The sequence below is a fragment of the Streptomyces sp. NPDC059861 genome, assembly GCF_042731435.1.
Lineage (GTDB): Bacteria > Actinomycetota > Actinomycetes > Streptomycetales > Streptomycetaceae > Streptomyces.
The window spans coordinates 38,324-64,489 of record NZ_JBHWJQ010000021.1 but is presented as its reverse complement, the minus strand read 5'-3'; the positions used below and the strand labels follow the sequence as shown (position 1 = coordinate 64,489).

The following is a 26,166-nucleotide window of genomic DNA, read 5'->3' as shown; positions in this document are numbered from 1 at the left end:
ACAGGATCACCCGTACCCATCGAAACGGTGTACGGGAGGCCCGACTTGAGGGACATCAGACCGAAGAGGCGGACAGCGGCGATCGGTTCCGCCGGACTGCTCGTCGCGGCGACGCTCATAGCCGGCGCGGTGGCCGCGCCCACCGCCAGCGCCAGCGCCGAACAGGCCCGCCACGTTCAGGACCACGAGTCCTGGGGCGTCACGGTCGCCGCGGCCCGCGCCGCCCAGGCCGGCGTGGACTGGAAGGACTGCCCCGCCGACTGGGGACTGGAGAAGCCGATCCAGTGCGGCTGGGTCACCGTGCCGCTCGACTACGCCAAGCCCTACGGCAAGCAGATCAAGCTCGCCGTGGACCGCATCGGCAACACCGGCACCGAGGAGGAGCGCCTCGGCGCCCTCGTGTACAACCCGGGCGGCCCCGGCGGCTCCGGCCTGCGCTTCCCGCGCCGGGTCACCACCAGCAACGCCGTGTGGGCGAAGGTGGCCAAGGCGTACGACTTCGTGGGCTTCGACCCGCGGGGCGTCGGCAAGTCGGCGCCCCTCTCCTGTGTCGACCCGCAGGAGTTCGTCAAGGCGCCGAAGCCGGACCCGGTGCCCGACTCCGAGGCCGACAAGCGCGCCCAGCGCAAGCTGGCCCGCGAGTACGCCGAGGGCTGCCACGAGCGCAGCGGCGCGATGCTGCCGCACATGACCACGCCGAACACCGCACGCGACCTGGACGTCGTCCGGGCCGCGCTCGGCGAGAAGCGGCTCAACTTCCTCGGCGTCTCGTACGGCACCTACCTCGGCGCGGTCTACGGCACCCTCTTCCCCCGCCACGTCGGCCGCATGGTCGTGGACAGCGTCGTCAACCCGTCGCGGGAGAAGATCTGGTACCAGGCCAACCTGGACCAGGACGTCGCCTTCGAGACGCGCTGGAAGGACTGGCAGGACTGGGTCGCCAGGAACGACGCCACCTTCCACCTGGGCGACACCCGCGCCGAGGTCCAGCAGAAGTGGCTCCAGCTGCGCGCCACCGCGAAGAAGAACCCCCTCGGCGGCGTGGTCGGTCCGGCCGAGCTGATCTCCTTCTTCCAGAGCGCCCCGTACTACGACTCCTCGTGGGTGCCGGTCGCCACCGTCTTCAGCAAGTACGTCGCCGGCGACACCCAGGCCCTCGTCGACGCGGCCGCCCCGGACCTGTCCGACACCGTGGGCAACGCCGACGCGGAGAACGGCAACGCCGTGTACACCGCCGTCGAGTGCGCGGACGCCAAGTGGCCCACGAATTGGCGCACGTGGGACCGCGACAACACCCGGCTGCACCGCGACCACCCGTTCATGACCTGGGCCAACGCCTGGATGAACCTGCCGTGCGCCACCTGGCCGGTCAAGCAGAGCACCCCGCTGGACGTGCGGACGGGCAAGGGCCTGCCCCCGGTCCTGATCGTGCAGTCGGAGCGCGACGCGGCCACCCCGTACGAGGGCGCCCTCGAACTGCACCGGCGTTTCAAGGGTTCCCGCCTGATCACCGAGAAGGACGCCGGCTCGCACGGCGTCACCAGCCTGGTCAACTCCTGCGTCAACGACCGGGTCGACGCCTACCTGCTCACCGGCAAGCTGGACACCGAGGACGTGACGTGCGCTCCGCACGCCACGCCCAAGCCGTAGGCATCGGTCATACGGTGCCGGGGGCGGCCGGCGGACCAGCCGGCCGCCCCTCGCGGAACCACGCGTCCTCGGCGGCGTAGTCGAAGAGGTCGCCGTACGCCTGGAACATCTTCGGGTACGCCTCGCGCCAGTTGCGCCCGGACAGTCGGCGCTCGATCCACTCGACCGTCTCCGGAAGCGTCTCGGCGTACCGCACCACCGGTCGGTAGCCCAGCTCCCGTTGTGCCGCCGACATGTCGCACACCACCGGCACCGGAACCGACCACGGGGTGTCGCCCACCGACGAGGCCGGCGGGGGACCGTCGAGCAGGACGGTCTCCGTCTCGACACCCATCACGGCGTCGATCGCCGTCGCGATCTCCAGCACCGGCGGCGCCTCGTCGTCACAGGCGTTGAGGGCCCGCGAGCCGGGGCGGGCCGCGGCGAGCCGGATCAGCTCCGCCAGGGTGTGCACACTCACCGGGTGGAAACGGCTCCGGCCGCCGTACGCGAGGACACGACGGGCGCGGCCGTCCAGGTTTCGCTTGACGAAGTACAGCTCGCGGGGCGTGCGGCAGTGCGGGCCGTGGACCGCGCCGGCCCGCAGCAGCGTGGTGGGCAAGCGGTCGCCGGCCGCGAGGAGTTCCCGTTCCAGAGCCGCCTTGCGGGTGCTGTACGAGGACTCGCCGGGCGCCACCGTGCGCTGGCTCTCGGGCACCGGCACCGGGTACTCGGGGAAGCCGTCCGGTTCGGCCTGGGTGTCGAAGCCGCGGCCCTTGTCGTCCTCGTACACCGACACGCTGGAGACCACCACCGCCGATCCGATCCGCCCGGCCAGGCCCGTGAGCTGCCGGGCGTGTTCGGCCCCGTAGGCGACCACGTCGACCACGAGGTCGCAGTCGTCGCCGATCAGCGCGGCCAGCGCCGCGTCGTCGTCCCGGTCCAGCCGTTCCGCCCGCACCTGCGTGGGCCAGCTCTCGTCCCGTCCGCCGCCCCGGGAGGCGGCCGTCACCTCCCAGCCGTCCCGCGCGAGGGCCCGTACCGCCGGGCGCCCGATCTGGCCTGTCGCTCCGATCACCACAGCACGTCTCATGAGGCGACCGTAGGCCGCGACGACCGGCTGGGTCAGGGAGTTCGGCTCAGAGCAGAGGAGGTCAGCGCAGCGGCGTGCGTCGGAACCTGCGCTCCCGCTGCTCCGCCTTCTGCGAGGCCTCCGCCTTGACGACGGCCGCGTACTGGTCGACGTACTCCTGCTCGGACAGCATCAGGATGGCGTACATGATCTCGTCGGTGATGGCGCGCAGGACGGCCTTCTCGTTCTCCATGCCCGCGTAGCGGGAGAAGTCGAGGGGCTTGCCGAAGCGGATGACGACGGGGTGGAGACGGGGGACGACCTTGCCCGGCGGCTGGGCCTCGAAGGTGCCGATCATCGCGCAGGGGATCACCGGGACCCCGGCCCTGAGAGCCATCACCGCGACCCCGACCTTGCCCTTGTAGAGGCGGCCGTCGTGCGAGCGGGTGCCCTCCGGGTAGATGCCGAGCAGTTCGTCCTTGCTCAGCACCCCGAGGCCCTCGCGGATCGCGGCCTGGCCGGCGTCCTTACCGGAGCGGTCGACCGGGATCTGCCCGGCGCTGCGGAAGAACGTCGCCGTCAGCCGGCCCTTGATGCCCGGGCCGGTGAAGTACTCCGCCTTCGCCAGGAAGGTGATGCGGCGCTTGAGGATCGCCGGCATCAGGAAGTGGTCGGAGAACGACAGATGGTTGCCCGCGACGATCGCCGGACCCGATGCCGGCACATGCTCCAGACCCTCGATCCGGGGCCGGAAGACCAGTCGGAGCAACGGCCCGAGAAGGACGTATTTGAGCAGGTAGTAGAACAACGGGTGGCTCCTCACTCCGTAGGTTCGGCGCCCCGCAGCGTTCTCGCAGGTCAACCAGCACGTCGTGAGGTGTCAGTGTAGGCGCGGGCGGGAGGGTGGGAAACCGGTACGGCGCCGGGGGAGTGCGCCGTGGCGGTGGCTCTTCAATCGGTTGCGCCGAGCGACCAGCGCGGGCTGCTGCCGGTGAGGCGGCAGGTGAGGAAATACAGCGGTATCGGAGGCGTGTACGGCGAGCCGTCCATGGGGGAGTGGAGCAGGCGCGGGTGGCTCGGGCCCGGCCTCGGGCGGGTGGCCGTCCAGGACGGGTCGCCCATCCGGGCGCCGATCGCGTATGTGGTGCTCGGCGGCCAGGTGATCCCGATGTGCGATCCGGACGGGACGATCCACCACCAGTGACGGTCGTCGGCGAAGACACAGCCGACGCGGGGGAGCGCCTCCAGGATGGCCTCGCCGTGTTCCGGCGACGTGCCCACGGCGTCGTGGCCGAGGGTCGTGGGGAGCTGTGGCGGGATCGGCAGGCGGAGATCGTCGTGCCGGTCGGGCGTGGGGTGGAGGGTCGCCGCGGAACGGCACGGGTGCGGGTCACGGCTGTGCGGTCGGAACATGGGGGACGGATCCTTCGGCCGAGTGGGGGATGGGCCGGGCGGGGGGTGTGGGGGAGGGCGGGACGGGAGCGGAAGAGGTCGTCGTCAGGTCGGCCCAGACGACGCGTCCCGTACGGTTCGGGGCGGGTCGGACTCCCCAGTCGTCGCAGACCGCCTCCACCAGGAGGAGCCCGCGGCCGTTCTGGTCGTCGGGGCAGGCCTGCCGGGACGCCGGGAGGGTGGACCCGAGGTTCTGGTCCTCGACCTCCACGCGGAGCCGGCGCCCGGTGAGGTGCAGTCGGCACACGATCCGCTCGCTGCCCGAGTGCGTCACCGCGTTGGTGACCAGCTCGGAGGTGACGAGGACAGCGTTGTCAACGTCGTCGGCGTGGGTGTGCCACGACGTCAGGGTCTGGCGTACGGCCCCTCGGGCCACACCGGCCGACTCCGGGGTCGCCGGGAGGACGAAGGTGTGGGCCCGGTGGGCGGGCTGGTCCCCGGAGGCGAGCCGGTCGGGGCCTTTCGGCCCGGGGAGTCGACCGGTGAACTCGCCTCCGGGTGGCTGCGGGGAGCGCGTCGCCTTCGACGGCGCCCGGAGCGTGTGCTCCGAGCCGGGCAGCGGACCGAGGAAATCGGTGCCGGCCAGGCGGAGGGCCTGTCGTGCGGTGGGCGCGTGGTCGGGGAGTTCATGCCCGGGCAGGCGGTCCAGCGGGTGGGGGAGGGAGGGCGGAGCCATCGCCGTACGCCTTTCGTCTGCCATGTGCGTCATCGCCGTACAGCTGTCGGGTCGGCCGGCTGCGCGTGGTGGGGACGGGGGTGCAGAACGCGCCGCGGGACAGCGAGTTGTGGCTCGGTCTCCCCCAACTGGACCGTTCCGCCGCACTGTTCGCGAAGCCGTGGACAGTGAGCCCACTGTGGCACTCGCCGACAACTGCTCGCAAGCCGCAAGTTGAAAATTGCAATTGGCCAGGTGCATGCTGCTCTCGCCAGGAAATGATCGAATGGCACTCCGAATGTGACCGCGTGAGACGGTGGCCCTGGAGCCGACGGCGTGAGGGGGTAGGGCGTGACCGCGGAGACCGACTGGGGCGGCGCTCCTTCCGTGCTGCGCATGATCCTCGGCAGACAGCTGGAGGAGCTGCGGACCCGGGCCGGACTGACCTACGAGCAGGCGGGCGCCGCCATCGGTGTCAGCCACTCCACGATCCGCCGGATGGAGGCCGCCAAGGTGGCGCGGCTCCGGCTACCGGACGCCGAGAAGCTGCTCCAGGTCTACGGCGTGACGGAACAGCAGGAGATCGACACCTTCCTGAAGTCGGTGCGCGAGGCCAACAAGCGCGGCTGGTGGCACACCTACCGTGACGTGCTGCCGGACTGGTTCGCGGCGTACCTGAGCCTGGAGCAGGCGGCGTTGCAGATCCGTGCCTACGAGAACCAGTTCGTGCACGGCCTGCTGCAGACGGAGAGCTACGCCCGCGCCCTGCTCGGCGCCGGTAATCCGCACGCCCCGGCCGAGGCGACCGAACGCCGGGTCGCACTGCGGATGCGCCGCCAGGAGCTGCTGACCCGCCAGGCGCCGCCGCGGCTGTGGGTCGTGATGGACGAGACCGTGCTGCGCTGGCCGGTCGGCGGCGCGGACGTGATGCGCGCACAGATCGACCATCTGATCGAGGTGAACCGGCTGCCGCACGTGACCCTGCAGATCATGCGGTTCGCGAACGGGCCGCACCCCGCGATGCGGGCGGGCGCCTTCCACCTCTTCCGGTTCCGGGCGCGCGAACTGCCCGACATCGTCTATCTCAACGGCCTGGTGGGTGCGGTCTACCTGGACAAGAGCGACGACGTCGTGGTGTACCGCGAGGCCCTGGACCGGCTGGGCGCCCAGGCGGCGCCCGCCGGCAAGACCGAGGCCCAACTCGGCGCGATACGCAAGGAGCTCTGACGTGCACCACCCCACACGCCCCGTCCACAACGGCATGCCCGCCCCCGAACTGGCCGCCCAGGGCTGGTCCAAGCCGTGGAGCGACGATGCCGGAGGCGCCTGCGTGGAGGTGCTGAGGCTCGCCGACGGTCGGGTCGCCGTCCGCCAGTCGACCGACCCCGAGGGACCCGCGCTGGTCTTCACGCCCCTGGAAGTGACGACCTTCCTGACGGGTGTGAAGTCGGGTGAGGCCGACTTCCTGCTCTGATCGTCCTTCTGCTCGACCGGGCTCTCCTAACCTGTTCTCCGGGCTCTTCGCCCCCCGTTGCTATAGCTGAGCGTTCCCCACACCCCCCGACCCGAATGGGAGACACGGCGTTGCCTGACAACGGATGGCCGGCCGACCGTATCGACACCGAGAACGCGCACTCCGCGCGGATCTACGACTACATCCTGGGCGGCAAGGACTACTACCCCGCGGACAAGGAGGCGGGCGACGCCATGTCCCGGGAGTGGCCCGCCCTGCCCATCCACATGCGGGCCAACCGCGACTGGATGAACCGCGCCGTGCGCTGGCTCGCCGAGGAGGCGGGCGTACGCCAGTTCCTGGACGTCGGCACCGGCATACCCACCTCGCCGAACCTGCACGAGATAGCCCAGGCGGTGGCGCCCGAGGCGCGCGTCGTCTACGTGGACAACGACCCCATCGTCCTCACCCTCTCCCAGGGCCTGCTGGCCAGCTCCCCCGAGGGGCGGACCGCGTACATCGAGGCCGACTTCCGCGAGCCGGGCAGCATCGTCGACGCCGCCGAGCTGCGCGACACCCTCGACCTCACGCAGCCGGTGGCCCTCACCGTGATCGCGATCGTCCACTTCATCCTGGACGAGGACGACGCGGTCGGCATCGTCCGCCGCCTGCTGGAGCCGCTGCCCTCGGGCAGCTACCTGGCGATGTCCATCGGCACGGCCGAGTTCGCGCCGGACGAGGTGGGCCGCGTCGCCCGCGAGTACGCCGCCCGCAACATGCCGATGCGGCTGCGCACGATCGACGAGGCCCACGAGTTCTTCGACGGCCTGGAACTCGTCGAGCCCGGCATCGTCCAGGTCCACAAGTGGCGCCCGGACGGCATGGGCGAGGAGGGCATCCGGGACGAGGACATCGCCATGTACGGGGCGGTGGCGCGAAAGCCGTAGGTCATGCGTCGTGCGGGGCCGGGAACGACATGCGTCCCGGCCGCGCCGACGGTCAGAGCCGCACGACGATCAGCACGGTGTCGTCGGTGGCACCCTCGGGAGGCAGCAGCTCGTGCAGGACGGCGTCCGCGAGGCCCTCGGGATCGGCGTCCCGGTGCCGAGCGAGGGACTCGGCTAGGCGGGCCACCCCCTTGTCGATGTCCTCGTACCGCCGTTCCACCAGTCCGTCGGTGTACAGGGCGAGCGTGGAACCGGGCGTGAAGCCGGTGCCGGCCTGCGGGCGGGGCCGCGGGTCGGGATGGGCGTCGAGCGGAGGATCGGTGGCCCGGTCCAGGAACTCGACGCGGCCGTCGGGGTGCACCAGCACCGGCGGCAGGTGGCCGGCGCTGCTGTAGGTGATGGTCTGCATGTCGCAGTCGATGAACGTCGTCACCGCCGTGGCCGACTCGGCGCCGTCGACGACATGCGCGAACCGCCCCAGAACGTCGAGTGCCTGGGCCGGGCCCGCCGCCACCCGGGAAGCCGCGGTCAGCGCGCTGCGCAGCTGGCCCATGACGCCCGCGGCGGCCAGACCGTGGCCGACCACGTCGCCCACCGAGACCGCGATGCGGTTGCCGCCCACCAGGTCGACCACGTCGTACCAGTCCCCGCACACGTGCAGCGCGCCCACCGCAGGCCGGTAGCGCACGGCCGCCCCGTGGTGCCCCAGCTGCCGACGGCCGGGCAGCATCGCCTTCTGGAGCGCCAGTGCCACCTCACGCTCCCAGTCGTGTGCCTCGCGCAGCCGCTCGTTGAGCTCCTGCAGGTCGCGGGCGCGGGTGTACAGCTCGGCCTCCAGCACCCGTGCCCTGCTCCCGCCGGGGCCGCCGCGGGCCTCGATCAGCTCGGTGACCTCCTCGACCCGGTGCACCAGCAGCACGACCGTCCCGTCCTGGCCGAGGACCGGCGCGTTGACAGGGCTCCAGTAACGCACCTCCCACTGCCCGGGCCGGCCGGGACTCTCCACGTCGTACCGCTGCAGGGCCATGGTGTCCCGTGCGCCGGTGGCCAGCACCCGGCGCAGTGAGGCCTCCAGGTTGCGCATGCCGGTCGCGGCGGGGTCGTCGGGGTTGTCGGGGAAGACATCGAACAGATAGCGGCCGACGACGTCCTCGCGTCGGCGCCCGGACATCCGCAGGAACTCCTCGTTGGCGTCCGCGTACACCAGGTCGGGCGTGAGCAGGGCGACCATGCCGGGCAGTGCCTGGAAGACCGCCCCGTAGTCGGTTGCCGCATCCTTCATGGCTGCCGCCTCACAACGGAGTCTCACCCATTTTCCACGCCGCGGCGGTAAAGGGCCTTTCGCGTCAGTCCGCAAGGCCGGTCAGCGGCTGCTCCGCCCAGATGACCTTGCCGTCGGGCACGAACCGGGTGCCCCATCGCTGGGTGAGCTGCGAGACCAGCAGCAGCCCGCGCCCGCCCTCGTCCGTGGTGCGCGGGTGGCGCAGATGCGGTGCGGTGGCGCCGCTGTCGAACACCTCGCAGACCAGCGTGGCCGCCCTGATCAGCCGCAGCCGGATCGGGCCGACGGCATGCCGGATGACGTTGGTGACCAGCTCGCTCACCACCAGCTCGGTGGTGAAGGCCAGCTCTTCCAGACCCCACGCGGACAGCTGCCGGCAGGCCGCCCTGCGGGCGTCGGCGACCACGACCGGGTCGACGGGCAGCTCCCAGGTCGCCACCTGTTCCGAGCTGAGCAGCCTGGTGCGTGCCAGCAGCAGGGCCACGTCGTCGTGCGGGCGCGCGGGCACCAACGCGTCGATCACGGCGCGGCAGCGCCGTTCCAGCGAGGGGGCGGACCGCTCCAGCGCGCCGCGCAGCCGGTCCCGCCCCACGTCGGTCGCCCACGCCTCGCCGTCGCTGGCCAGCAGCCCGTCGGTGTGCAGCACGAGCGTGCTGCCCTCGGCCAGCGTCACCTCCACCGACTCGAACGGCGGCCCGCCGACGCCGAGGGCAGGACCCTGCGGCAGCTCCATGAACACCACCTTGCCGTCGGCCCCGACGACCGCCGGCGCGGGATGCCCGGCGGCGGCCATGGTGCACCGGCCGTCGACCGGGTCGTAGACGACGTACAGGCAGCCGGATCCGACGGACTCGGAGCCGCCGTGACTCTCGTCCTGTGGTGCGCCGTCGGCGCTTTCCACCCCGCCCGCGTCCGGTACGACACCCTCCTCCGGCGCGCCCATCGCCACCAGGTCGTCGAGATGGCCGAGTACCTCCTCCGGCGACAGGTCCAGCGCCGCGAGGGTGCGTACGGCGGTCCGCAGCCGCCCCATGGCCGCCGCGGCCTGGATGCCGTGCCCGGCCACCTCGCCCACCACGAGGGCGACCCGCGCCCCCGACAGGGGGATCAGGTCGTACCAGTCCCCGCCGAGGCCCGTCAGCTCGTCGGCGGGCCGGTAGCAGGCCGTCACCTCGACGGCCTCCTGCTGGGGCAGCCGGTGCGGCAGCAGGCTGCGCTGCAGCACCAGGGCCGCGTCCCGCTCGCGGGTGTAGCGCCGGGCGTTGTCGACGCAGACCGCCGCCCGGGAGACGAGGTCCTCGGCCAGACTCAGGTCGCCCTCGTCGAAGGGCTCGTGCCGGCGGCGCCGGAAGAACGTGGTGACGCCGAGGGTGACACCCCGCGCGCGGATCGGCACGATCATCGCGCTGTGCAGGCCCAGCTCCAGGAAGATGGACCGCCGCGTGCTGGGCGCGTCCGTGGCCCACTCCTCGGCGAGCGGGTCGAGCCGCGCCCCCAGCCAGGGCATGCCCGTCGTCAGGGAGCGGATCGGCGGCGACCCGGCCAGATACGTCGCCACCTCCCCGATACCCACGACGGCCTCGGTGACGCTCCGGTCGAGCGAGCGCTGGCCGGCGCGGCGCAGCGGCACCCGCTCCGTGTCGCGCGGCGGGCCGGGCTCCGGTTCCCCGCCGTGCAGCACCGACTCCAGCAGGTCCACGGTCACGAAGTCGGCGAGGTCCGGCACCGCCACGTCGGCCAGCTCCTGCGCGGTCAGCGTGATGTCCAGGGTGCGGCCGATGCGCTCGCCGGCCCGGTCGAGCAGGGCCAGGCGCTGGCGGTCGCGGTGCCGGTCGGTGATGTCGAGGACGGTGTAGTACACGCCCATTGGGTGGCCGTGGCCGTCGTCGAGCCGGGTGAACGACATCATGTGCGCGGTCTCGCGGAACGGGGCGGCCCGTACGTGGCCCACGAGCTCGTAGCCGGCGACCGACTCACCGGTCGCCAGGACGTGCCGCATCTGCGCCTCGATCGCCTCGGTGTCCAGGCCCGGCTGGATGTCCGCCAGCCGCAGGCCCAGCCGACGGCTCGGCGGGCCGCCGCCGAACTGGGCGAGGGCGATGTTCGACCAGACGTAGCGCAGGTCCGTGTCGACGATCGCTATGCCGACGGGGGAGCGGGACACCATCTGTTCCAGCATGTCGCGGCTCATGTCCCAGCCGGGGGCCTCGGCCAGCTCCGACATCAGCACCAGCCAGCGGGACGGGCCCTGGGTCTCCAGCGCCGGAGTGACCCGGACCATCACACGGACCGGCGAACCGTCCTCACGCCGGGCGGTCAGCAGGCCCGTCCAGCCGCCGTTCCTGCGGCACCGCTCGACCAGCCCCGGCACGCGCGACGCGTCCTGGGCGGTCAGCAGTTCGGCGACGCCGCGACCCACGGCCTCACCGGGCGTGTACCCGAGCAGGCGCTGGGCGTCCCTGGTCCAGCTCGTCACGACGCCCTGGGCGTCGAGCAGCACGGGAGCGGCGTCCGCCACGTCGAACGGCCGACGCTCGACGTCGCGCTCCTCGAATGTGCCCACCGGTTGACCTCTCTGTCGCTGAGAGTGGTCTACCACCTCTTGTCCCCATCTTCACCCCTGCGGGGGCGGGGCTGCCGCGTGGGACGCCGCCCGTCCGGGGAGCGGACGGGCCGGTCGTGAGCGGGTGCCCTGGTGGGAGCGGTGCGGGCGGCCCGGCAGGAGCGGAACGGGCGGCGCGGCCGGGAGTGCAAGGTGCCCTCCCCACGGCGCCGCCCTGCTGCTCAGGCCTGCCCCAGCACCGTGCCCAGCGTGCCCAGCGCGGCCCGCAGCTCCTCGCCGGTGATGGTCAGCGGCGGGGCGAGCCGGATCGTGGAGCCGTGCGTGTCCTTCACCAGGACGCCCTCGCGCATCAGGCGTTCGCTGATCTCGCGTCCGGTGCCGATCGCCGGGTCGATGTCGACGCCGGCCCACAGCCCCCGTGTCCGGAAGCCGACGACGCCCTTGCCGACCAGCTCTTCCAGGCCGCCTCGCAGCACCACGCCCAGCTCCGTGGCCCGGCGCTGGAACTCGCCGGTCTCCAGCAGCTCGACGACCGCCGTGCCGACCGCGGCGGCCAGCGGGTTGCCGCCGAACGTCGAACCGTGCTCACCTGGCCGCAGCACGCCGAGCACGTCGCGGCGCGCCACGACCGCCGACACCGGGACGATGCCCCCGCCCAGCGCCTTGCCCAGCAGCACCATGTCGGGGACGACGCCCTCGTGCTCGACGGCGAGCGTGCGGGCCGTACGGCCGAGGCCCGACTGGATCTCGTCCGCGATGAACAGGCATCCCTTGCGCCGTGTCAGTTCCCGTACGCCCGTCAGATAGCCGTCGTCCGGGATGACGACGCCGGCCTCGCCCTGGATCGGCTCGATCAGCACCGCCGCCGTCGTCTCGTCGACCGCCGCCTCCAGCGCGGCGAGGTCGTTGTACGGCACGATCCGGAAGCCCGGCGTGAACGGACCGAATCCGGCCCGTGCCGTCTCGTCCGTGGAGAAGCTCACGATCGTCGTCGTACGGCCGTGGAAGTTCTCCGCCGCGACCACGATCGTCGCCCGGTCGGCGGGGACGCCCTTGACGTCGTACGCCCACTTGCGTGCCACCTTGATGCCGCTCTCGACGGCCTCGGCGCCCGTGTTCATGGGCAGCACCATGTCCAGGCCGGTCAGTGCGGCCAGCCGCTCGGCGAACTCCGCGAGCCGGTCGTTGTGGAAGGCCCGCGAGGTCAGCGTGAGGCGGTCGAGCTGGCGGTGGGCCGCCTCGATCAGCGCGGGGTGGCGGTGGCCGAAGTTGAGGGCCGAGTAGCCGGCCAGCATGTCGAGGTAGCGGCGGCCCTCGACGTCCTCCACCCAGGTGCCCTCGGCACCGGCCACGACCACGGGCAGCGGGTGGTAGTTGTGCGCGAGCACCGGTTCCTCGGCGCGGATCAGCTCGGCGGAGTCGCGGGTACGGGTGGGTGCGGTCATGAACGGATCTCCCGGATCTCCTGGGTGCAGCACTTGATGCCCCCGCCGGCCTTGTGGAGCTCCGACAGGTCCACCGGGACGGGCACGTAGCCGCGTTCGGCGAGCTGCGCGGCGAGGCCCTCGGCGCGGGGTGAGATGAAGACGTTTCGTCCGTCGGAGACGGAGTTGAGCCCGAACGTCATCGCGTCCTCGCGGGTGCCGAGCACCGCGTCCGGGTACAGCCGCGCGAGCACCTCACGGCTGCCGGGCGAGAAGGCCTCCGGGTAGTACGCGATGTTCTCCTCGTCGAGCACGAACAGCGCCGTGTCGAGGTGGTAGAGGTACGGGTCCACCAGGGTCAAGGAGATGACCGGCACACCGAGGAACTCCTGCACCTCGCGATGCGCCTCGCGGGTGGTGCGGAAACCGGTGCCGGCGAGCACGTACCGGCCCGTCGGGACGAGGTCGCCCTCGCCCTCGCACACGTTCTCCGGACGGTAGACGTCGAAGCCCGCGCCCTTGAACCAGGTTTCGTAGTGCGTGGCCTCGGGGCGCCGCTCGGGCGCGTGGAAGAGGGAGCCGAAGACGCGGCCGTCGACGACGACCGCCGAGTTGGCGGCGAAGACCATGTCCGGCAGGCCGGGCACCGGCGGCACGGTGTCGACCGTGTGGCCGTGGTCCTCGTAGACGCGGATCAGCGTCCGCCACTGCTCCTGGGCCAGACCGACGTCGACCTGCACGTCGGGATGCATCCAGGGGTTGATCGCGTACTGCACGGCGAAGTGTCTGGGTTCGCAGACGAGGAAGCGCCGCCGGCGCGGCACACGGGTTTCGGGCACAGAGGGGTCCCTCCGCTTCCTGCGGTGTCGACTGGGGTGAGTCCACGGTAGAAACGGCGAAGACGCCCGACAAGCAACAAAAGCTGCGCGTTCACGCAGGATCGCTGCGTAGTTTCCCCACTCAACGCACGTCTGGTGCGCGTGGCGGGGCCGGCTGGCTGGCGCCCGCCTCGGGACTCTCCGGAATGAGGTGGGACAGCACCATCACGCTGATCGTCTTGCGGATGAACGGCTCCGTACGGATCCGCTCCAGCACCTCCTCGAAGTGCTCCACGTCCCGTGCCCGCACGTGCAGCAGCGCGTCCGCGCCACCGGTCACCGTCATCGCCGCCGCGATCTCGGGATAGCCGCGCACCACCTCCGCCAGCCGCCGGGGCGGAGCCGCGCCCTCGCAGTACACCTCGACATAGGCCTCGGTGCGCCAGCCCAGCGCCGACGGCTCCACCGTCGCCGTGAACCCGGTGATCACGCCGGTCTCGCGCAGCCGGTCCACCCGGCGCTTGACCGCGGTCGCGGACAGTCCGATCGCCGCGCCGATCTCGGCGAAGCTCGTCCGGGAGTTCGCCATCAGCGCGGTGATGATCTTCCGGTCCAGTTCGTCGAAGGGCGTCGGCCTGCTGTTCATGCGGGCACTGTATCCAGCGGGCACGTCCGCGTCCGGCACGTGTGCAGGCGTACGAATTGCTCCTAGACTCCACGTTCATGCTGCGCGCCCTCGCTGTCGACGACGAACGCCCCTCCCTCGAGGAACTCGTGTACCTGCTGAACGCGGACCCGCGGATCGGCAGCGCGGAGGGCGCCGGCGACGCGACCGAGGCGCTGCGCCGGATCACCCGCGCCCTGGAGTCCGGCCCGACCGGACCCGAGGCCATCGACGTCGTCTTCCTCGACATCAACATGCCGGGCCTCGACGGTCTCGACCTGGCCCGTCTGCTCACCGGCTTCGCCCAGCCCCCGCTGGTCGTCTTCGTCACCGCGCACGAGGACTTCGCCGTCCAGGCCTTCGACCTCAAGGCGGTCGACTACGTCCTCAAGCCGGTCCGCAAGGAACGCCTCGCCGAAGCCGTACGCCGGGCCGCCGAGCAGCGCGGCACCGCCCCGCGCATCCTCGTGCACGAGCCCGATCCCGACCAGATACCCGTCGAACTCGGCGGCGTGACACGTTTCGTCGCCGTCGAGGACATCACCCACGTCGAGGCCCAGGGCGACTACGCCCGGCTGCACACCGGCAAGGGCAGCCACCTGGTCCGTATCCCGCTGTCGACCCTGGAGGACCGCTGGCGCTCCCGCGGCTTCGTGCGCATCCACCGCCGCCATCTGGTCGCCCTGCGCCACATCGGCGAACTCCGGCTGGACGCGGGCACGGTGAGTGTCGTGGTCGGCTCCGAGGAACTCCAGGTCAGCCGCCGCCACGCGCGTGAGCTGCGGGACCTGCTCATGAGGAGGGCGTGACGGTGCCCCAGGAGCCCACCGAACGCCGTGTCGTCGTCACCGGCCCACGCCGTGGCGCCCGCCGCGCCTCCGGCTACTACCGCCCGCAGACCGAGATCGACGAGCAGACCACCCTCGGTCACACCTACGTCCGCTCCCTGATGCGCACCCAACTGCGCGCCGCCCTCACGGCGTTCGCGGTCCTCGTCCTGCTCGTCGGCCCCCTGCCGCTGGTGTTCGCGACCGCCCCCGACGCCCGCCGCCTGGAGTGGCTGGTCCTCGGCTTCTGCCTGTACGCGCCCCTGGTCCTCCTGGCCCGCTGGTACGTCAGCCGCGCCGAGCGCAACGAACGCGACTTCGTCCGCCTGGTCGAGGACCGCTGACAGGACCACCGACAGGACCGCTCATGTACTCCGGTTACGCCGTCCCCGCCGTCGCCCTGGTCGTCGTGGCGACCGTCCTCGTCGGCGCCTTCGGCCTGCGCATATCCCGGACCACCTCCGACTTCTACGTGGCCTCCCGCACCGTCGGCCCCCGCCTGAACGCCGCCGCGATCAGCGGCGAGTACCTCTCCGCGGCGTCCTTCCTCGGCATAGCGGGACTGGTCCTCGTCCAAGGCCCGGACATGCTCTGGTACCCCGTCGGCTACACCGCCGGCTACCTGGTGCTCCTCGTCTTCGTCGCCGCCCCCCTGCGCCGCTCCGGCGCCTACACGTTGCCCGACTTCGCCGAGGCCCGCCTCGCCTCCCCGGCCGTACGACGGCTCGCGGGCGCCTTCGTCGTCGGCGTCGGCTGGCTGTACCTGCTGCCCCAACTCCAGGGCGCCGGACTGACGTTGACGGTCCTGACCGAAGCGCCCGACTGGCTCGGCGGGATCATCGTCGCCGTCGTGGTCACCGCGATCGTCGCCGCGGGCGGCATGCGCAGCATCACGTTCGTGCAGGCTTTCCAGTACTGGCTCAAGCTCACCGCCCTCCTGGTCCCCGCCCTCTTCCTCGTCCTCGCCTGGCAGGGCGACGGCGCCCCCCGCGACGCCTTCGACGAACCGGCCGCCCTGCGCGAACAGCGCGTCATCCGCGTCGACGACACCCTCGACCTGAAGCTCGACAGGCCGCTGACGGTGACGGTGAGCGGCACGGTCGACGGGCGGGTGTACGAGGAGCGGCGGCTGGACCTCCCGGCCGGCACCCACCGCATCGCACAGGGCGCCCGCCTCACCTTCGACAAGGGCACCCCCGTCCCCACGGCCGACCCCGCGAGCGGCGGCGGCATCACACCGTCACCGGCCGAGAGCCACGAGGATCGCCCGCTGTACGCCACGTACGGACTGATCCTCGCCACCTTCCTCGGCACCATGGGCCTGCCGCACGTCGTCGTCCGCTTCTACACCAGCCCGCACGGGGTCGCCGCCCGCCGGACGACGGTCGCCGTGCTCGCCCTGATCGGCGGCTTCTACCTGCTGCCCCCGGTGTACGGCGCCCTCGGCCGCATCTACGCCCCCGAACTCACCCTCACCGGTGACGCGGACGCGGCGGTCCTGCTGCTGCCGGAGCGCATGATCGGGGGCGTCGGCGGCGATCTGCTCGGCGCGCTGGTGGCGGGCGGGGCCTTCGCGGCGTTCCTGTCCACGGCGTCGGGGCTGACCATGGCGGTGGCGGGGGTGCTGACGCAGGACGTCCTGCCCGCGCGGGGCGTGCGGCACTTCCGGCTCGGCACGGCCCTCGCGATGGCCGCGCCGCTCGCCGGGAGCGTGCTCGTCGGCGGGCTGCCGGTGGCGGACGCCGTGGGGCTGGCCTTCGCCGTGTCGGCGTCGTCCTTCTGCCCGCTGCTGGTGCTCGGCATCTGGTGGCGGCGGCTGACTCCGCCGGGGGCGGCGGCCGGGATGCTGGTGGGCGGCGGTTCGGCCTTCCTGGCGGTGGCCGCGACCATGGCGGGCTTCCCGGGACCGGGGCCGCTGCACGCGTTGCTCGCCTGGCCCGCGTTGTGGTCGGTGCCGCTGGGCTTCCTCACGATGGTGCTGGTGTCGCTCGCGACCGCGAGCCGGGTCCCGGCGGGGACGGCGGCGATCCTCGCGCGGTTCCATCTCCCGGAGGAAGTCCGGGCGGAGGTGAAGGCATGACCGGCTGCTCGCAGGTTCTGGGGGTGTCCGGGAGAGGTGGCGGTGTGACCGGCTGCTCGCAGGCCCCGGGGTGTCCGAGGGAGGGGTCGGCATGAGCGGTTTCATCGCCGGGCTGTGTGTCGCCGTACTCCCGCTGCTCGCCGCGGGCTTCTGGCTGGGCCGGCGTACGGCCCGCCCCGAGAGCCTCGGCGGCCTCGGCACCCCTGTCGAGCACGCCACCTTCGAGACCCTGCACGCCGCTTCCCTCGCCGCACCCCCGCTGCGGGCCGGCCTCACCGGGGAGACGGCCCGCAAGTCCGCCCGTCGGCTGCGTTCCCTGCTCGGCACGGACGCGCTGTGCCTCACCGACGACACACGGGTCCTCGCCTGGGACGGAGTGGGCGCCCACCACCGCGCCGAGATCATGGACCGCCTGACCGGCCCGCTGGAAACGGGCCGCGGTGAGGCCTTCCGGCTGACCTGCGCCGCCCCGGACTGCCCCCTGCGCTGGGCGGTGGTCGCGCCGCTCACCGTCGACGACCGAGTGCACGGCGCCCTGGTGGCCTGCGCGCCCCGCGAGTCCGCCGTGCTGGTCCGGGCGGCCGGCGAGGTGGCCCGCTGGGTCTCCGTACAGCTCGAACTCGCCGACCTGGACCAGTCCCGCACCCGGCTCATCGAGGCCGAGATCAAGGCCCTGCGCGCCCAGATCTCGCCGCACTTCATCTTCAACTCGCTCGCGGTCATCGCCTCGTTCGTGCGCACCGACCCCGAGCGCGCCCGCGAACTGCTGCTGGAGTTCGCCGACTTCACCCGCTACTCGTTCCGCCGGCACGGCGACTTCACCACGCTCGCCGACGAACTTCACGCCATCGACCACTACCTGGCGCTCGTCCGGGCACGTTTCGGCGACCGCCTCTCCGTCACGCTCCAGATCGCCCCCGAGGTACTGCCGGTGGCCCTGCCCTACCTCTGCCTCCAGCCGCTCGTCGAGAACGCCGTCAAGCACGGCCTCGAAGGCAAGGCCGACAAGTGCCACATCAGCATCACCGCCCAGGACACCGGCGCCGAAGCCCTCGTGGTGATCGAGGACGACGGCGCCGGCATGGACCCCGACCTGCTGCGCCGCATCCTCGCCGGGGAGGTCAGCCCGTCGGGCGGGATCGGGCTGTCCAACGTCGACGACCGGTTGCGGCAGGTCTACGGCGACGACTACGGCCTCGTCATCGAGACCGCCGTCGGCGCGGGTATGAAGGTCACCGCCCGGCTGCCGAAGTACCAGCCGGGCGTGCACTCGGCGGGGCGGCTCACCCGCGAGTGAACCACCTCAGGCGCTGCGGGTGGCCACCATCCCCAGGGTGATCAGGCCCAGCACGACCCAGCCGAACCACAGCCAGCCGTTGCTGCCGAGCGCCACTGTGTAGGCGGTCACCACGACTAGTCCGCCCACGGTGAGCACCCCCATCGCCTTCGTAGAACCGTCCGTAGAACCGGGCATCGCAACACCCTCCTCGTGGTTCGTCCCCTCCCATGGTGCCCCGGTTCTGCCTCCTGACGGCGCACACGGCGAAATGAGGGCAGTAATTCCGGAACGCCCCGCCCGTCCAGGAGCCGCCGGACGAGCGTCGGCCCCTGGTCCATTCGGGTGAACCCGAGGGCCCGTGCCCCACCCAGCACCGGACACGCGGCCCGCAGCCGCCCGCCGGGCTTCCCACGGAAAGGAACCGCCCGGAAGGGCAGGTCAACGGCTGCGTGCCTGCAGTGAGGCCAGATAGGCGTTGTAGGCCTCGAGCTCCTTGTCGCCGTCGCGGTCGGCGGCCCGGTCCTTGCGCCGGGCCTGGCGCTGCTCCGAGGCCTGCCACTGGAACAGCAGCGCGATCAGCACCAGCACGGACGGAATCTCGCTGAACGCCCAGGCGATACCGCCGGCCGCGTTCTGGTCGGCGAGCGCGTCGATGCCCAGCGACGCGGGCGGGTCGGCGTAGGTGCCGACCATCGGTGTCGAGGCCATCATCAGCGCGATGCCGAAGAACGCGTGGAACGGCATGCCCGCGAACAGCTCCAGCATCCGCATCAGGTGGCCGGGCCGATGCGGCCCCGGGTCCACGCCGATGATCGGCCAGAAGAACACCAGGCCGACGGCGAGGAAGTGCACCATCATCCCGATGTGCCCCGGCTTGGAGCCCATCAGGAAGTCGAAGATCGGGCTGAAGTACAGGGCGTAGAGGCTGGCGATGAACAGCGGGATCGTGAACGCCGGGTGCGTGATGATCCGCATGTACCGGCTGTGCAGCAGCGCCAGCAGCAGCTCGCGCGGCCCCTTGTGACCCCGGGCGGCGGGCGGCAGCGCGCGCAGCGCGAGGGTGATCGGGCCGCCGAGCAGGATCAGGATCGGCGAGAGCATGCTGATCACCATGTGCTGCACCATGTGCACGCTGAACATGACCATGCCGTAGTCGTTCAGCTGGGTGCACATCATCAGCCCGATGGTCAGCACACCGGCGACGAAGGACACGGTCCGCCCGACCGGCCACCTGTCCCCGCGCCGCCGCAGCCGGACGACGCCCCACCCGTACAGCGCGAGCCCCAGCAGGCAGGCCACGAGGAAGAACGGCTCCGGCGACCACTGAAGCCCCCGCCCCAGCGTGAACGGCGGCAAGTCCATGGTCATGCCGTGCCCGCTGTGATCCATGCGACGGCTCCTGTTTCGTACGGGTTGTGCTGTCTGTCCGCCCCAAGACTAGAACTGCCCCCGGCGACTCATGTCACCGGGGGCAACCGCATCCCACTTGGGAGGGGGACGGCTACAGCACGCACTCCGCCTCGGCGTACCGGTCCGACGGCACCGTCTTCAGCGTCTCGACCGCCTCCGCCAACGGCACCATCACGATGTCCGTCCCGTTCAGCGCGGTCATCCTCCCGAACTCCCCCCGGTGCGCGGCCTCCACCGCATGCCACCCGAACCGCGTGGCCAGCACCCGGTCGTACGCGGTCGGCGTACCGCCGCGCTGCACATGCCCGAGGATGACCGGCCGCGCTTCCTTCCCGAGCCGGTTCTCCAGCTCGACGGAGAGCTGCCGTGCGACCCCCGCGAACCTCTCGTGCCCGTAGACGTCCTTGCCGCCCTCGTCGAACGCCATGGTGCCGGGCCGCGGCTTCGCGCCCTCCGCCACGACGACGATCGCGAACCGCTTGCCCGCCTCGAACCGCTCGCCGACCTTCGCGGTCAGCTCGTCGATGTCGAAGGGGCGCTCCGGTACGACGATGGCGTGGGCGCCCGCCGCCATGCCGGAGTGCAGGGCGATCCACCCGGTGTGCCGGCCCATGACCTCCACGATCAGCACCCGCTGGTGGGACTCGGCGGTGGTCTTGAGCCGGTCCAGCGCCTCGGTCGCGACGGTCACCGCGGTGTCGAAGCCGAAGGTCACGTCGGTCACGGCGATGTCGTTGTCGATGGTCTTCGGCACGCCCACGATGGGCAGCCCGTTGTCCGACAGCAGCCGGGCCGCCTTCAGGGTGCCCTCACCGCCGATCGGGATGATCGCGTCGAGGCCGAGCTCCTGGACATGCCCCCTGGCCCGCTCCACACCGTCGCGCAGATGCTCGGGACGCACCCGGGAGGAGCCGAGGATGGTGCCGCCGCGGGCGAGGATGCCGCCCACCGCGTCCAGGTCGAGCTTGAGGTAGTCGCACTCCAGGAGGCCCTTCCAGCCGTCCCGGAACCCGATGACCTCGTCGCCGTGGTCGACGACGGCACGGTGTACGACGGACCGGATGACGGCGTTCAGACCGGGGCAGTCGCCGCCGGAGGTGAGGACACCAATGCGCATAGCCCGAAATACCTTCTCGACGTGGGCCGGGTCCGGACCACGCTGTCCGGCTCGATCCCCGCCACCCTAGCGGCACAGGGGGGCGGGACCGAACCGTGCGTCCGACTGCTGGACGACCGCGCTCACCTGTGCGGACGACCCGTCAGACGGGCTTGCCGAGCGGTGCCCCACCGCGCCTGTACGTCGCCTCAGGCGGGCTGCTGCTGCGCCGCCGCGATGCGCTCGTCGCGCAGCGCCTCGTACCAGTGGTCGTCGGTCGGCGGCAGCGCGTTGACGTCCAGCGCCAGCTTCAGCAGCAGGTCGGCGATCTGCGGGTTCCGGGCCAGCACCGGTCCGTGCATGTACGTGCCGAAGACCGTGTCGTTGTACGCGCCCTCCGTGCCGTCGCCCGTGCCGTTGCCGTTGCCGAACCGCACCCGGGCGAGGGGGCGGGCCGTGGGGCCGAGCTGGGTGATGCCCTGGTGGTTCTCGAAGCCGGTCAGTGGGGGCAGGCCCAGCCGCTGGTCGACGTCGCCCAGCACGTCACCGACGCACCGCTCGCCCTCGCCGCGCACCGAGACGACGTCGAGCAGGCCGAGGCCGGGCTCGCGCTGGCCGAGGTCGTTGATGAACTCGTGCCCGAGGATCTGGTAGCCGGCGCACACCGAGAACACGATCGCGCCGTTCTCGACGGCCCGGTACAGACCGCCGTCCCGCCGCAGCCGCTCGGCCGCGAGCCGCTGCGGGCGGTCCTCGCCGCCGCCGATCAGGTAGATGTCACCGGAGGTCGGGATCGGCTGGTCGCTGCGCACGTCGAGCCGTGCCACGTCCAGGCCCCGCTGCCGGGCCCGGCGCTCCACGACGAGGACGTTGCCCTGGTCGCCGTACGTGCTGAGCAGGTCCGGGTAGATCCAGACGACCCGCAGTTGGTTGTCGCTCACGAAAGTCCCCTGAAGTCTTGTCAGTTGCCGACGCGGCGGCGCAGGTCCTGGAACGCGGTGTAGTTGGCGATGACCTCGATCCGGCCCGGCGGGGCCTTCTGCACCGCCTCGTCGAGGTTGTCGCAGACCTGGAAGTGCTGGTTGGCCACCTCCAGCCGCACCGCGAGGTCCAGCTTGCGGTCGCCGACGACGAAGATCGGGTGCCCGGTCAGCCGCGTGTAGTCGACGTCCCACAGCCAGGACGTGTCCGTACCGTCGGCGGAGCGCGCGTTCACGGACAGGATCACCGGCGTCGGCGGCGGGTCGATGAGGGAGAACGTCTCCAGCCACCCGGCCGGGTTCTTGGCGAGCAGCAGCCGCAGATCGCGCTGCATGAACTGGACCACGTCGTACCGTCCGGCCACGGCCTGCACCTGGTACATCCGCTCCAGGGCGACCTGTGGCGGCACCCCGAACACGGCGGCGACGGCCGCCGAGGAGGTGGCGTTGGCCTTGTTGGCGCGGCCCGGCAGCTGAAGGTGGATCGGCCAGGCGGAGCCGTGCGGGTCGAGCACGTGGTCGCCGGAGAGCGCCCAGCTCGGCGTGGGCCGGCGGAAGCCGCAGTCGCCGCAGAACCAGTCGTCGCCGGGGCGCCGCATCACACCGCCGCAGGACGGGCAGGACCAGGCGTCGTCCTTCCACATCTGCCCGGCGGCGACCCAGATCACATTGGGGGAGGACGACGCCGCCCACACCACCAGCGGGTCGTCGGCGTTGGCGACGACCACGGCCTTGGTGCCGGCGAGCCCCTCACGCCAGTTCTCGGCGAGCATCCGGGTCTCGGCGGCACGGTCGAGCTGGTCGCGGGAGAGGTTCAGCAGCGCGATGCACTTCGGGTCGGTGTCCCGGGCCACACCGGCCAGGTACTTCTCGTCGACCTCGATGACACCGAACTTGGCGTCCGAGCCGCCTGCCAGCGCCGAGGTGATGCCGGCGGGCATGTTGGCGCCGAGCGCGTTGGACACCACGGGGCCAGCGGCGCGCAGCGCCTCGGCGATGAGCCGCGTGGTCGTGGTCTTGCCGTTCGTCGCCGACACCAGGATCACGTCCAGGTTCTGGGCGAGCCGGGCCAGAAGGTCGGGGTCGAGTTTGAGGGCCACCCGGCCACCGATCACCGAACCGCTGCCGCGTCCCGCTGCGCGTGATGCCGCAGCTACCGCCTTGCCCGCGGTCACGGCCAGCTTGGCCCGCGGCGAGAGCGGGTCCGAGTTGCCTGCCATCAGTTCTCGATCCTCCTTGCGTACGCGCCGCGCCGTAGCATCCGGCAACGTGGTGATGCCTCAGCCTATCGAGATCCACTCACCTGCCCGAATCGCGGCACCGTCACGATCCCCGCGCGCGGGGAGCGCGCCAGCGAGGACCGTACCCTTGCCGGCATGCGACAAGGCTCCATCCCGGGCGCTCACGGGCGTGTCCGGCCCCTCACCCTGCTCGGCGACCCGGTCCTGCACACACCCTGCACGGAAGTCACCGACTTCGGCCCCGAACTCTCCCGACTCGTGGAGGACTTGTTCGCGACCATGTACGCCGCCCAGGGCGTCGGCCTGGCCGCGAACCAGGTCGGCGAGCCGCTGCGGGTCTTCGTCTTCGACTGCCCCGACGACGAGGACGTACGGCACCTGGGCCACGTGGTCAACCCGCGCCTGGTCGACGCGGACGGCGTGGTGATCCGCGGCCCGGAGGGCTGTCTGTCCCTGCCGGGCCTGGAAGCGGGCACGGAGCGCTACGACCACGCGGTGGTGGAGGGGGTGACGACGACGGGCGACCCGATCACGATCCACGGCACCGGCTTCTTCGCCCGCTGCCTCCAGCACGAGTGCGACCACCTGGAGGGTACGGTCTACGCGGACCGTGTCCGGGGCCGGCGCCACAGACGCCTGATGCGGCAGGTGTCCCGAGCCTCATGGCGCCGGTGAGACGGTGTCCCTGAGGGGCGGACGGTACACGGCCTCAGAAGCCCGGCCCCCCCACCCGGTCCCCCGCGGCGGCGAGCCGCCCCCACAGCAGATCGGCGAGACACCGCACCAACTCGGCCCGCGAACAGGGCCGTTCCCCGAGCCACCAGTCCCCGGCGGCATGCATCATCCCGACGATCCCGTGCCCCCAGACCCGAGCGAGCCGCTGACTCTCCGGCCCGAGATCGAGCCGCTCCTCGATCACCTGGGCCAGTTCCTCACCCATCCGCCGCAGCAACGGCGCCGAGTGCTTGCCCACGTCGAAGCCCTGGTCTCCCGGCGAACCCTCCGCCGGATGCATCAGGAAGCGGTACACCTGAGGCCGGGCCTCGATCGCCGCGAGGTAGGTGTCGAGCGTGGCCTCCACCCGCTCGCGCCGCTCCGCCGGAGCGTCCAGCGCGGCCCGCAGCGAGTCGAGCAGCGCGTCGGTGTGCCGTTTGGCCAGTGCCGCGTACAGTCCGCCCTTGTCGCCGAAGTGGCGGTAGAGGATCGGCTTCGTGATGCCCGCCTCCGCCGCGATGGCGTTCATCGACGCCTGCGGACCGTCCCGCAGCACGACGCGGTCGGCGGCCTCCAGCAACTCGCGCCGTCGGCGGTCGGCGGACCTCTGCTGCTCGGTCCGCTGCGTGGTGTCCATGTGCTCTCCCCACCCGTGCTCAATCGGTGACGCCAGCGCAAACTAACACCTGACACGACCGGCGACTCGAACGGGCTGCCGAGGGATCGTGGTGAGTTGACTTTTCCTACCCGGCGGTAACAGACTGCGGTTACCGCAAGTAACATGCAGTGCGCGCCGCTGGAGGGGACATGGCCGAGTTCACCATGGAGCTCAACGACGAACAGAAGGAGGTCCGGGACTGGCTGCACGGCTTCGCCGCCGATGTCATCCGGCCCGCGGCCGCCGAATGGGACGAGCGTGAGGAGACTCCCTGGCCGGTCATCCAGGAGGCCGCCAAGGTCGGCATCTACTCCCTCGACTTCTACGCGCAGCAGTACTTCGACGCCACCGGCCTCGGCATCCCGATGGCCATGGAGGAGCTGTTCTGGGGCGACGCGGGCATCGCCCTGTCGATCGTCGGCACCGGCCTCGCGGCGGTGGGCGTGCTCGCCAACGGCACCGAGGAGCAGATCGGCACCTGGATCCCTCAGATGTACGGCGACGCCAACGATGTCAAGGTCGCCGCCTTCTGCTCATCCGAGCCCGACGCCGGCTCGGACGTGGCCTCTCTGCGCACGCGCGCGGTGTACGACGAGGCCAAGGACGAATGGGTCCTCAACGGCACCAAGACCTGGGCGACCAACGGCGGCATCGCCAACGTCCATGTGGTCGTCGCGGTCGTGGACCCGGAGCTGGGCTCGAAGGGCCACGCCTCCTTCATCGTCCCGCCGAACACCCCCGGGCTGTCCCAGGGCCAGAAGTTCAAGAAGCACGGCATCCGCGCCTCGCACACCGCCGAGGTCGTCCTCGACGACGTCCGGGTGCCAGGCTCCTGCCTGCTCGGCGGCAAGGACAAGCTGGACGAGCGGCTCGCGCGGGCCCGGGAGCGGGCGAGGACCGGTGGGGAGAGGCTGAAGAACGCGGCCATGGCCACGTTCGAGGCGTCCCGTCCCGCCGTCGGCGCGATGGCGGTGGGCACGGCCCGGGCAGCCTACGAGGTGGCGCTGGACTACGCGACGACCCGTGAGCAGTTCGGCCGGCCGATCATCGACAACCAGGGCGTGGCGTTCCAGCTCGCGGACATGCGCACGTCCATCGACGCGGCGCGGCTGCTGGTGTGGCGGGCGTCCTGGATGGCTGTCAACGGCAAGCCGTTCACGGCCGCGGAGGGGTCGATGTCCAAGCTGTTCGCCAGCGAGACCGCGAAGACGGTCACCGCCCAGGCGATCCAGATCCTGGGCGGCAACGGGTACACCCGCGAGTACCCCGTGGAGCGGATGCACCGGGACGCGGCGATCTACACGATCTTCGAGGGGACCAGCGAGATCCAGCGGCTGGTGATCGCCCGGGCGCTCTCGGGGATGCCTCTCCGGTAGGACGCGCGGTGCTCACCGGTGCTTCAGAGGGGTGAGCTGTTCGATGTCGTACCTGGCCCGGAGTGCCTCGATCGCCGCGTGATCCGGCGGACCCCCGTCCCTGAGGATCTCCAGCAGCTCCTCGAAGTACCGCTCGTGATCCGGCGGCGGGGACGCCTGGAAGAACATCTTCGCCGGGGTCTCCGTCGGATTGGCGAACGCGTGCGGGCAGCCCGGCGGTACGACGATCACCGTGCCCGGTGTCGCGCGGACCACCTGGTTGCCCGAACGGGACTCCCACTTCTGCCAGTTGTCGGGGGTCCGGACGCGTGGCTCGAAGGCGAGCACGTCCAGCTCGCCCTCCAGCACGTAGAACAACTCCTCGCTGCGGGTGTGCACATGGGCGCCGACGTCGAATCCCGGAGGGACGAGCACCTCGAAGGTGGACGCCATCCGTGAGTGCGCACCGGTCACCTTGAACGTGACGTGCTGGGCCGGGGTCTCGACGATCCGGCCATGGCCGGGCGGTACCAGCAGTCCTTCGGTCGCGGTCACCGTGTGCTCACC

At 71.6% G+C, this 26,166-nt stretch carries 26 protein-coding genes; 10 read left to right on the top strand and 16 right to left on the bottom strand.

Annotated features, from left to right (window positions below):
• The first annotated feature begins 45 nt into the window (after positions 1-45).
• Positions 46-1,650, top strand: a complete 1,605-nt coding sequence (locus ACFV6X_RS19850; RefSeq protein WP_385385228.1) for an alpha/beta hydrolase — start codon at positions 46-48, stop codon at positions 1,648-1,650.
• A gap of 7 nt (positions 1,651-1,657) precedes the next feature.
• Here the strand turns inward: ACFV6X_RS19850 and ACFV6X_RS19845 are convergent, their stop codons facing one another.
• The 4 genes from ACFV6X_RS19845 to ACFV6X_RS19830 all read right to left on the bottom strand — a co-directional run bounded on the left by ACFV6X_RS19845 (position 1,658) and on the right by ACFV6X_RS19830 (position 4,853).
• Positions 1,658-2,710, bottom strand: coding sequence for an NAD-dependent epimerase/dehydratase family protein (locus tag ACFV6X_RS19845; RefSeq protein WP_385385349.1), 1,053 nt, complete (start codon positions 2,708-2,710; stop codon positions 1,658-1,660).
• Positions 2,711-2,783: 73 nt separating this feature from the next.
• Positions 2,784-3,509: a lysophospholipid acyltransferase family protein gene (locus ACFV6X_RS19840; protein WP_385385226.1), complete on the bottom strand. Its 726-nt coding sequence runs from the start codon at positions 3,507-3,509 to the stop codon at positions 2,784-2,786.
• Positions 3,510-3,652: 143 nt separating this feature from the next.
• Positions 3,653-4,114: a hypothetical protein gene (locus tag ACFV6X_RS19835; RefSeq protein ID WP_385385224.1), complete on the bottom strand. Its 462-nt coding sequence runs from the start codon at positions 4,112-4,114 to the stop codon at positions 3,653-3,655.
• Complete coding sequence (locus tag ACFV6X_RS19830; protein WP_385385222.1) at positions 4,092-4,853, bottom strand: ATP-binding protein; 762 nt, start codon at positions 4,851-4,853, stop codon at positions 4,092-4,094. The genes ACFV6X_RS19835 and ACFV6X_RS19830 overlap by 23 nt, the downstream gene beginning before the upstream one ends.
• 306 nt (positions 4,854-5,159) lie before the next feature.
• Between ACFV6X_RS19830 and ACFV6X_RS19825 the strand changes: the two genes are divergently transcribed.
• From ACFV6X_RS19825 to ACFV6X_RS19815, 3 genes are all read left to right on the top strand, one after another.
• The gene (locus ACFV6X_RS19825; RefSeq protein WP_385385220.1) at positions 5,160-6,035 is read left to right on the top strand and encodes a helix-turn-helix domain-containing protein; all 876 of its coding nucleotides are present in this window, start codon (positions 5,160-5,162) and stop codon (positions 6,033-6,035) included.
• A 34-nt stretch (positions 6,036-6,069) separates the two neighbouring features.
• Complete coding sequence (locus ACFV6X_RS19820; protein WP_385385347.1) at positions 6,070-6,282, top strand: DUF397 domain-containing protein; 213 nt, start codon at positions 6,070-6,072, stop codon at positions 6,280-6,282.
• 110 nt (positions 6,283-6,392) lie between these two features.
• Positions 6,393-7,208, top strand: coding sequence for an SAM-dependent methyltransferase (locus ACFV6X_RS19815; RefSeq protein WP_385385218.1), 816 nt, complete (start codon positions 6,393-6,395; stop codon positions 7,206-7,208).
• A 52-nt stretch (positions 7,209-7,260) separates the two neighbouring features.
• Here the strand turns inward: ACFV6X_RS19815 and ACFV6X_RS19810 are convergent, their stop codons facing one another.
• The 5 genes from ACFV6X_RS19810 to ACFV6X_RS19790 all read right to left on the bottom strand — a co-directional run bounded on the left by ACFV6X_RS19810 (position 7,261) and on the right by ACFV6X_RS19790 (position 13,941).
• Positions 7,261-8,490, bottom strand: coding sequence for a PP2C family protein-serine/threonine phosphatase (locus ACFV6X_RS19810; RefSeq protein WP_385385216.1), 1,230 nt, complete (start codon positions 8,488-8,490; stop codon positions 7,261-7,263).
• Positions 8,491-8,554: 64 nt separating this feature from the next.
• Positions 8,555-11,053: a SpoIIE family protein phosphatase gene (locus tag ACFV6X_RS19805; protein WP_385385215.1), complete on the bottom strand. Its 2,499-nt coding sequence runs from the start codon at positions 11,051-11,053 to the stop codon at positions 8,555-8,557.
• Between the two features lie 221 nt (positions 11,054-11,274).
• Positions 11,275-12,498: an ornithine--oxo-acid transaminase gene (gene rocD, locus ACFV6X_RS19800; RefSeq protein ID WP_385385213.1), complete on the bottom strand. Its 1,224-nt coding sequence runs from the start codon at positions 12,496-12,498 to the stop codon at positions 11,275-11,277.
• Positions 12,495-13,316: a dimethylargininase gene (gene ddaH, locus ACFV6X_RS19795; protein ID WP_385385211.1), complete on the bottom strand. Its 822-nt coding sequence runs from the start codon at positions 13,314-13,316 to the stop codon at positions 12,495-12,497. Before ddaH ends, rocD begins: the two co-directional genes overlap by 4 nt.
• Positions 13,317-13,437: 121 nt before the next feature.
• On the bottom strand, positions 13,438-13,941 hold the full coding sequence (locus ACFV6X_RS19790; protein WP_385385209.1) for an Lrp/AsnC family transcriptional regulator: 504 nt from the start codon (positions 13,939-13,941) through the stop codon (positions 13,438-13,440).
• 77 nt (positions 13,942-14,018) lie between these two features.
• On the opposite strand from ACFV6X_RS19790, the gene ACFV6X_RS19785 reads away from it, so the two are divergent.
• The 4 genes from ACFV6X_RS19785 (at position 14,019) to ACFV6X_RS19770 (ending at position 18,163) form a co-directional block, all read left to right on the top strand.
• Complete coding sequence (locus ACFV6X_RS19785; RefSeq protein ID WP_385385207.1) at positions 14,019-14,768, top strand: LytR/AlgR family response regulator transcription factor; 750 nt, start codon at positions 14,019-14,021, stop codon at positions 14,766-14,768.
• 2 nt (positions 14,769-14,770) lie between these two features.
• On the top strand, positions 14,771-15,130 hold the full coding sequence (locus tag ACFV6X_RS19780; RefSeq protein ID WP_385385345.1) for a hypothetical protein: 360 nt from the start codon (positions 14,771-14,773) through the stop codon (positions 15,128-15,130).
• 23 nt (positions 15,131-15,153) lie between these two features.
• Positions 15,154-16,866, top strand: coding sequence for a cation acetate symporter (locus tag ACFV6X_RS19775; protein ID WP_385385205.1), 1,713 nt, complete (start codon positions 15,154-15,156; stop codon positions 16,864-16,866).
• 91 nt (positions 16,867-16,957) lie between these two features.
• Positions 16,958-18,163, top strand: coding sequence for a sensor histidine kinase (locus ACFV6X_RS19770; RefSeq protein WP_385385203.1), 1,206 nt, complete (start codon positions 16,958-16,960; stop codon positions 18,161-18,163).
• Positions 18,164-18,169: 6 nt separating this feature from the next.
• Here ACFV6X_RS19770 and ACFV6X_RS19765 read toward each other — a convergent pair whose 3' ends face one another.
• From ACFV6X_RS19765 to ACFV6X_RS19745, 5 genes are all read right to left on the bottom strand, one after another.
• The gene (locus ACFV6X_RS19765; RefSeq protein ID WP_385385201.1) at positions 18,170-18,340 is read right to left on the bottom strand and encodes a hypothetical protein; all 171 of its coding nucleotides are present in this window, start codon (positions 18,338-18,340) and stop codon (positions 18,170-18,172) included.
• Between the two features lie 243 nt (positions 18,341-18,583).
• Entirely contained in the window at positions 18,584-19,534 is a 951-nt protein-coding gene (locus ACFV6X_RS19760) for a cytochrome c oxidase assembly protein (protein WP_385385199.1), read from the bottom strand.
• Between the two features lie 112 nt (positions 19,535-19,646).
• Complete coding sequence (locus ACFV6X_RS19755) at positions 19,647-20,672, bottom strand: 6-phosphofructokinase (protein ID WP_385385197.1); 1,026 nt, start codon at positions 20,670-20,672, stop codon at positions 19,647-19,649.
• Positions 20,673-20,860: 188 nt separating this feature from the next.
• Entirely contained in the window at positions 20,861-21,592 is a 732-nt protein-coding gene (locus ACFV6X_RS19750; RefSeq protein ID WP_385385195.1) for a type 1 glutamine amidotransferase, read from the bottom strand.
• Positions 21,593-21,612: 20 nt separating this feature from the next.
• A complete protein-coding gene (locus ACFV6X_RS19745) occupies positions 21,613-22,851 on the bottom strand; it encodes a MurT ligase domain-containing protein (protein WP_385385193.1) in 1,239 nt (412 codons plus the stop codon).
• A gap of 156 nt (positions 22,852-23,007) precedes the next feature.
• Between ACFV6X_RS19745 and def the strand changes: the two genes are divergently transcribed.
• Positions 23,008-23,547, top strand: coding sequence for a peptide deformylase (gene def, locus ACFV6X_RS19740; RefSeq protein ID WP_385385192.1), 540 nt, complete (start codon positions 23,008-23,010; stop codon positions 23,545-23,547).
• Positions 23,548-23,581: 34 nt separating this feature from the next.
• On the opposite strand, the gene ACFV6X_RS19735 is transcribed toward def, so the two are convergent.
• Positions 23,582-24,223, bottom strand: coding sequence for a TetR family transcriptional regulator (locus ACFV6X_RS19735; RefSeq protein WP_385385190.1), 642 nt, complete (start codon positions 24,221-24,223; stop codon positions 23,582-23,584).
• Positions 24,224-24,393: 170 nt separating this feature from the next.
• Between ACFV6X_RS19735 and ACFV6X_RS19730 the strand changes: the two genes are divergently transcribed.
• The gene (locus ACFV6X_RS19730; protein ID WP_385385188.1) at positions 24,394-25,620 is read left to right on the top strand and encodes an acyl-CoA dehydrogenase family protein; all 1,227 of its coding nucleotides are present in this window, start codon (positions 24,394-24,396) and stop codon (positions 25,618-25,620) included.
• Positions 25,621-25,632: 12 nt separating this feature from the next.
• On the opposite strand, the gene ACFV6X_RS19725 is transcribed toward ACFV6X_RS19730, so the two are convergent.
• Positions 25,633-26,154 carry a cupin domain-containing protein gene (locus ACFV6X_RS19725; RefSeq protein ID WP_385385186.1) on the bottom strand — a complete coding sequence of 174 codons (522 nt, stop codon included), beginning with the start codon at positions 26,152-26,154 and terminating at the stop codon, positions 25,633-25,635.
• Positions 26,155-26,166 lie beyond the last annotated feature (12 nt).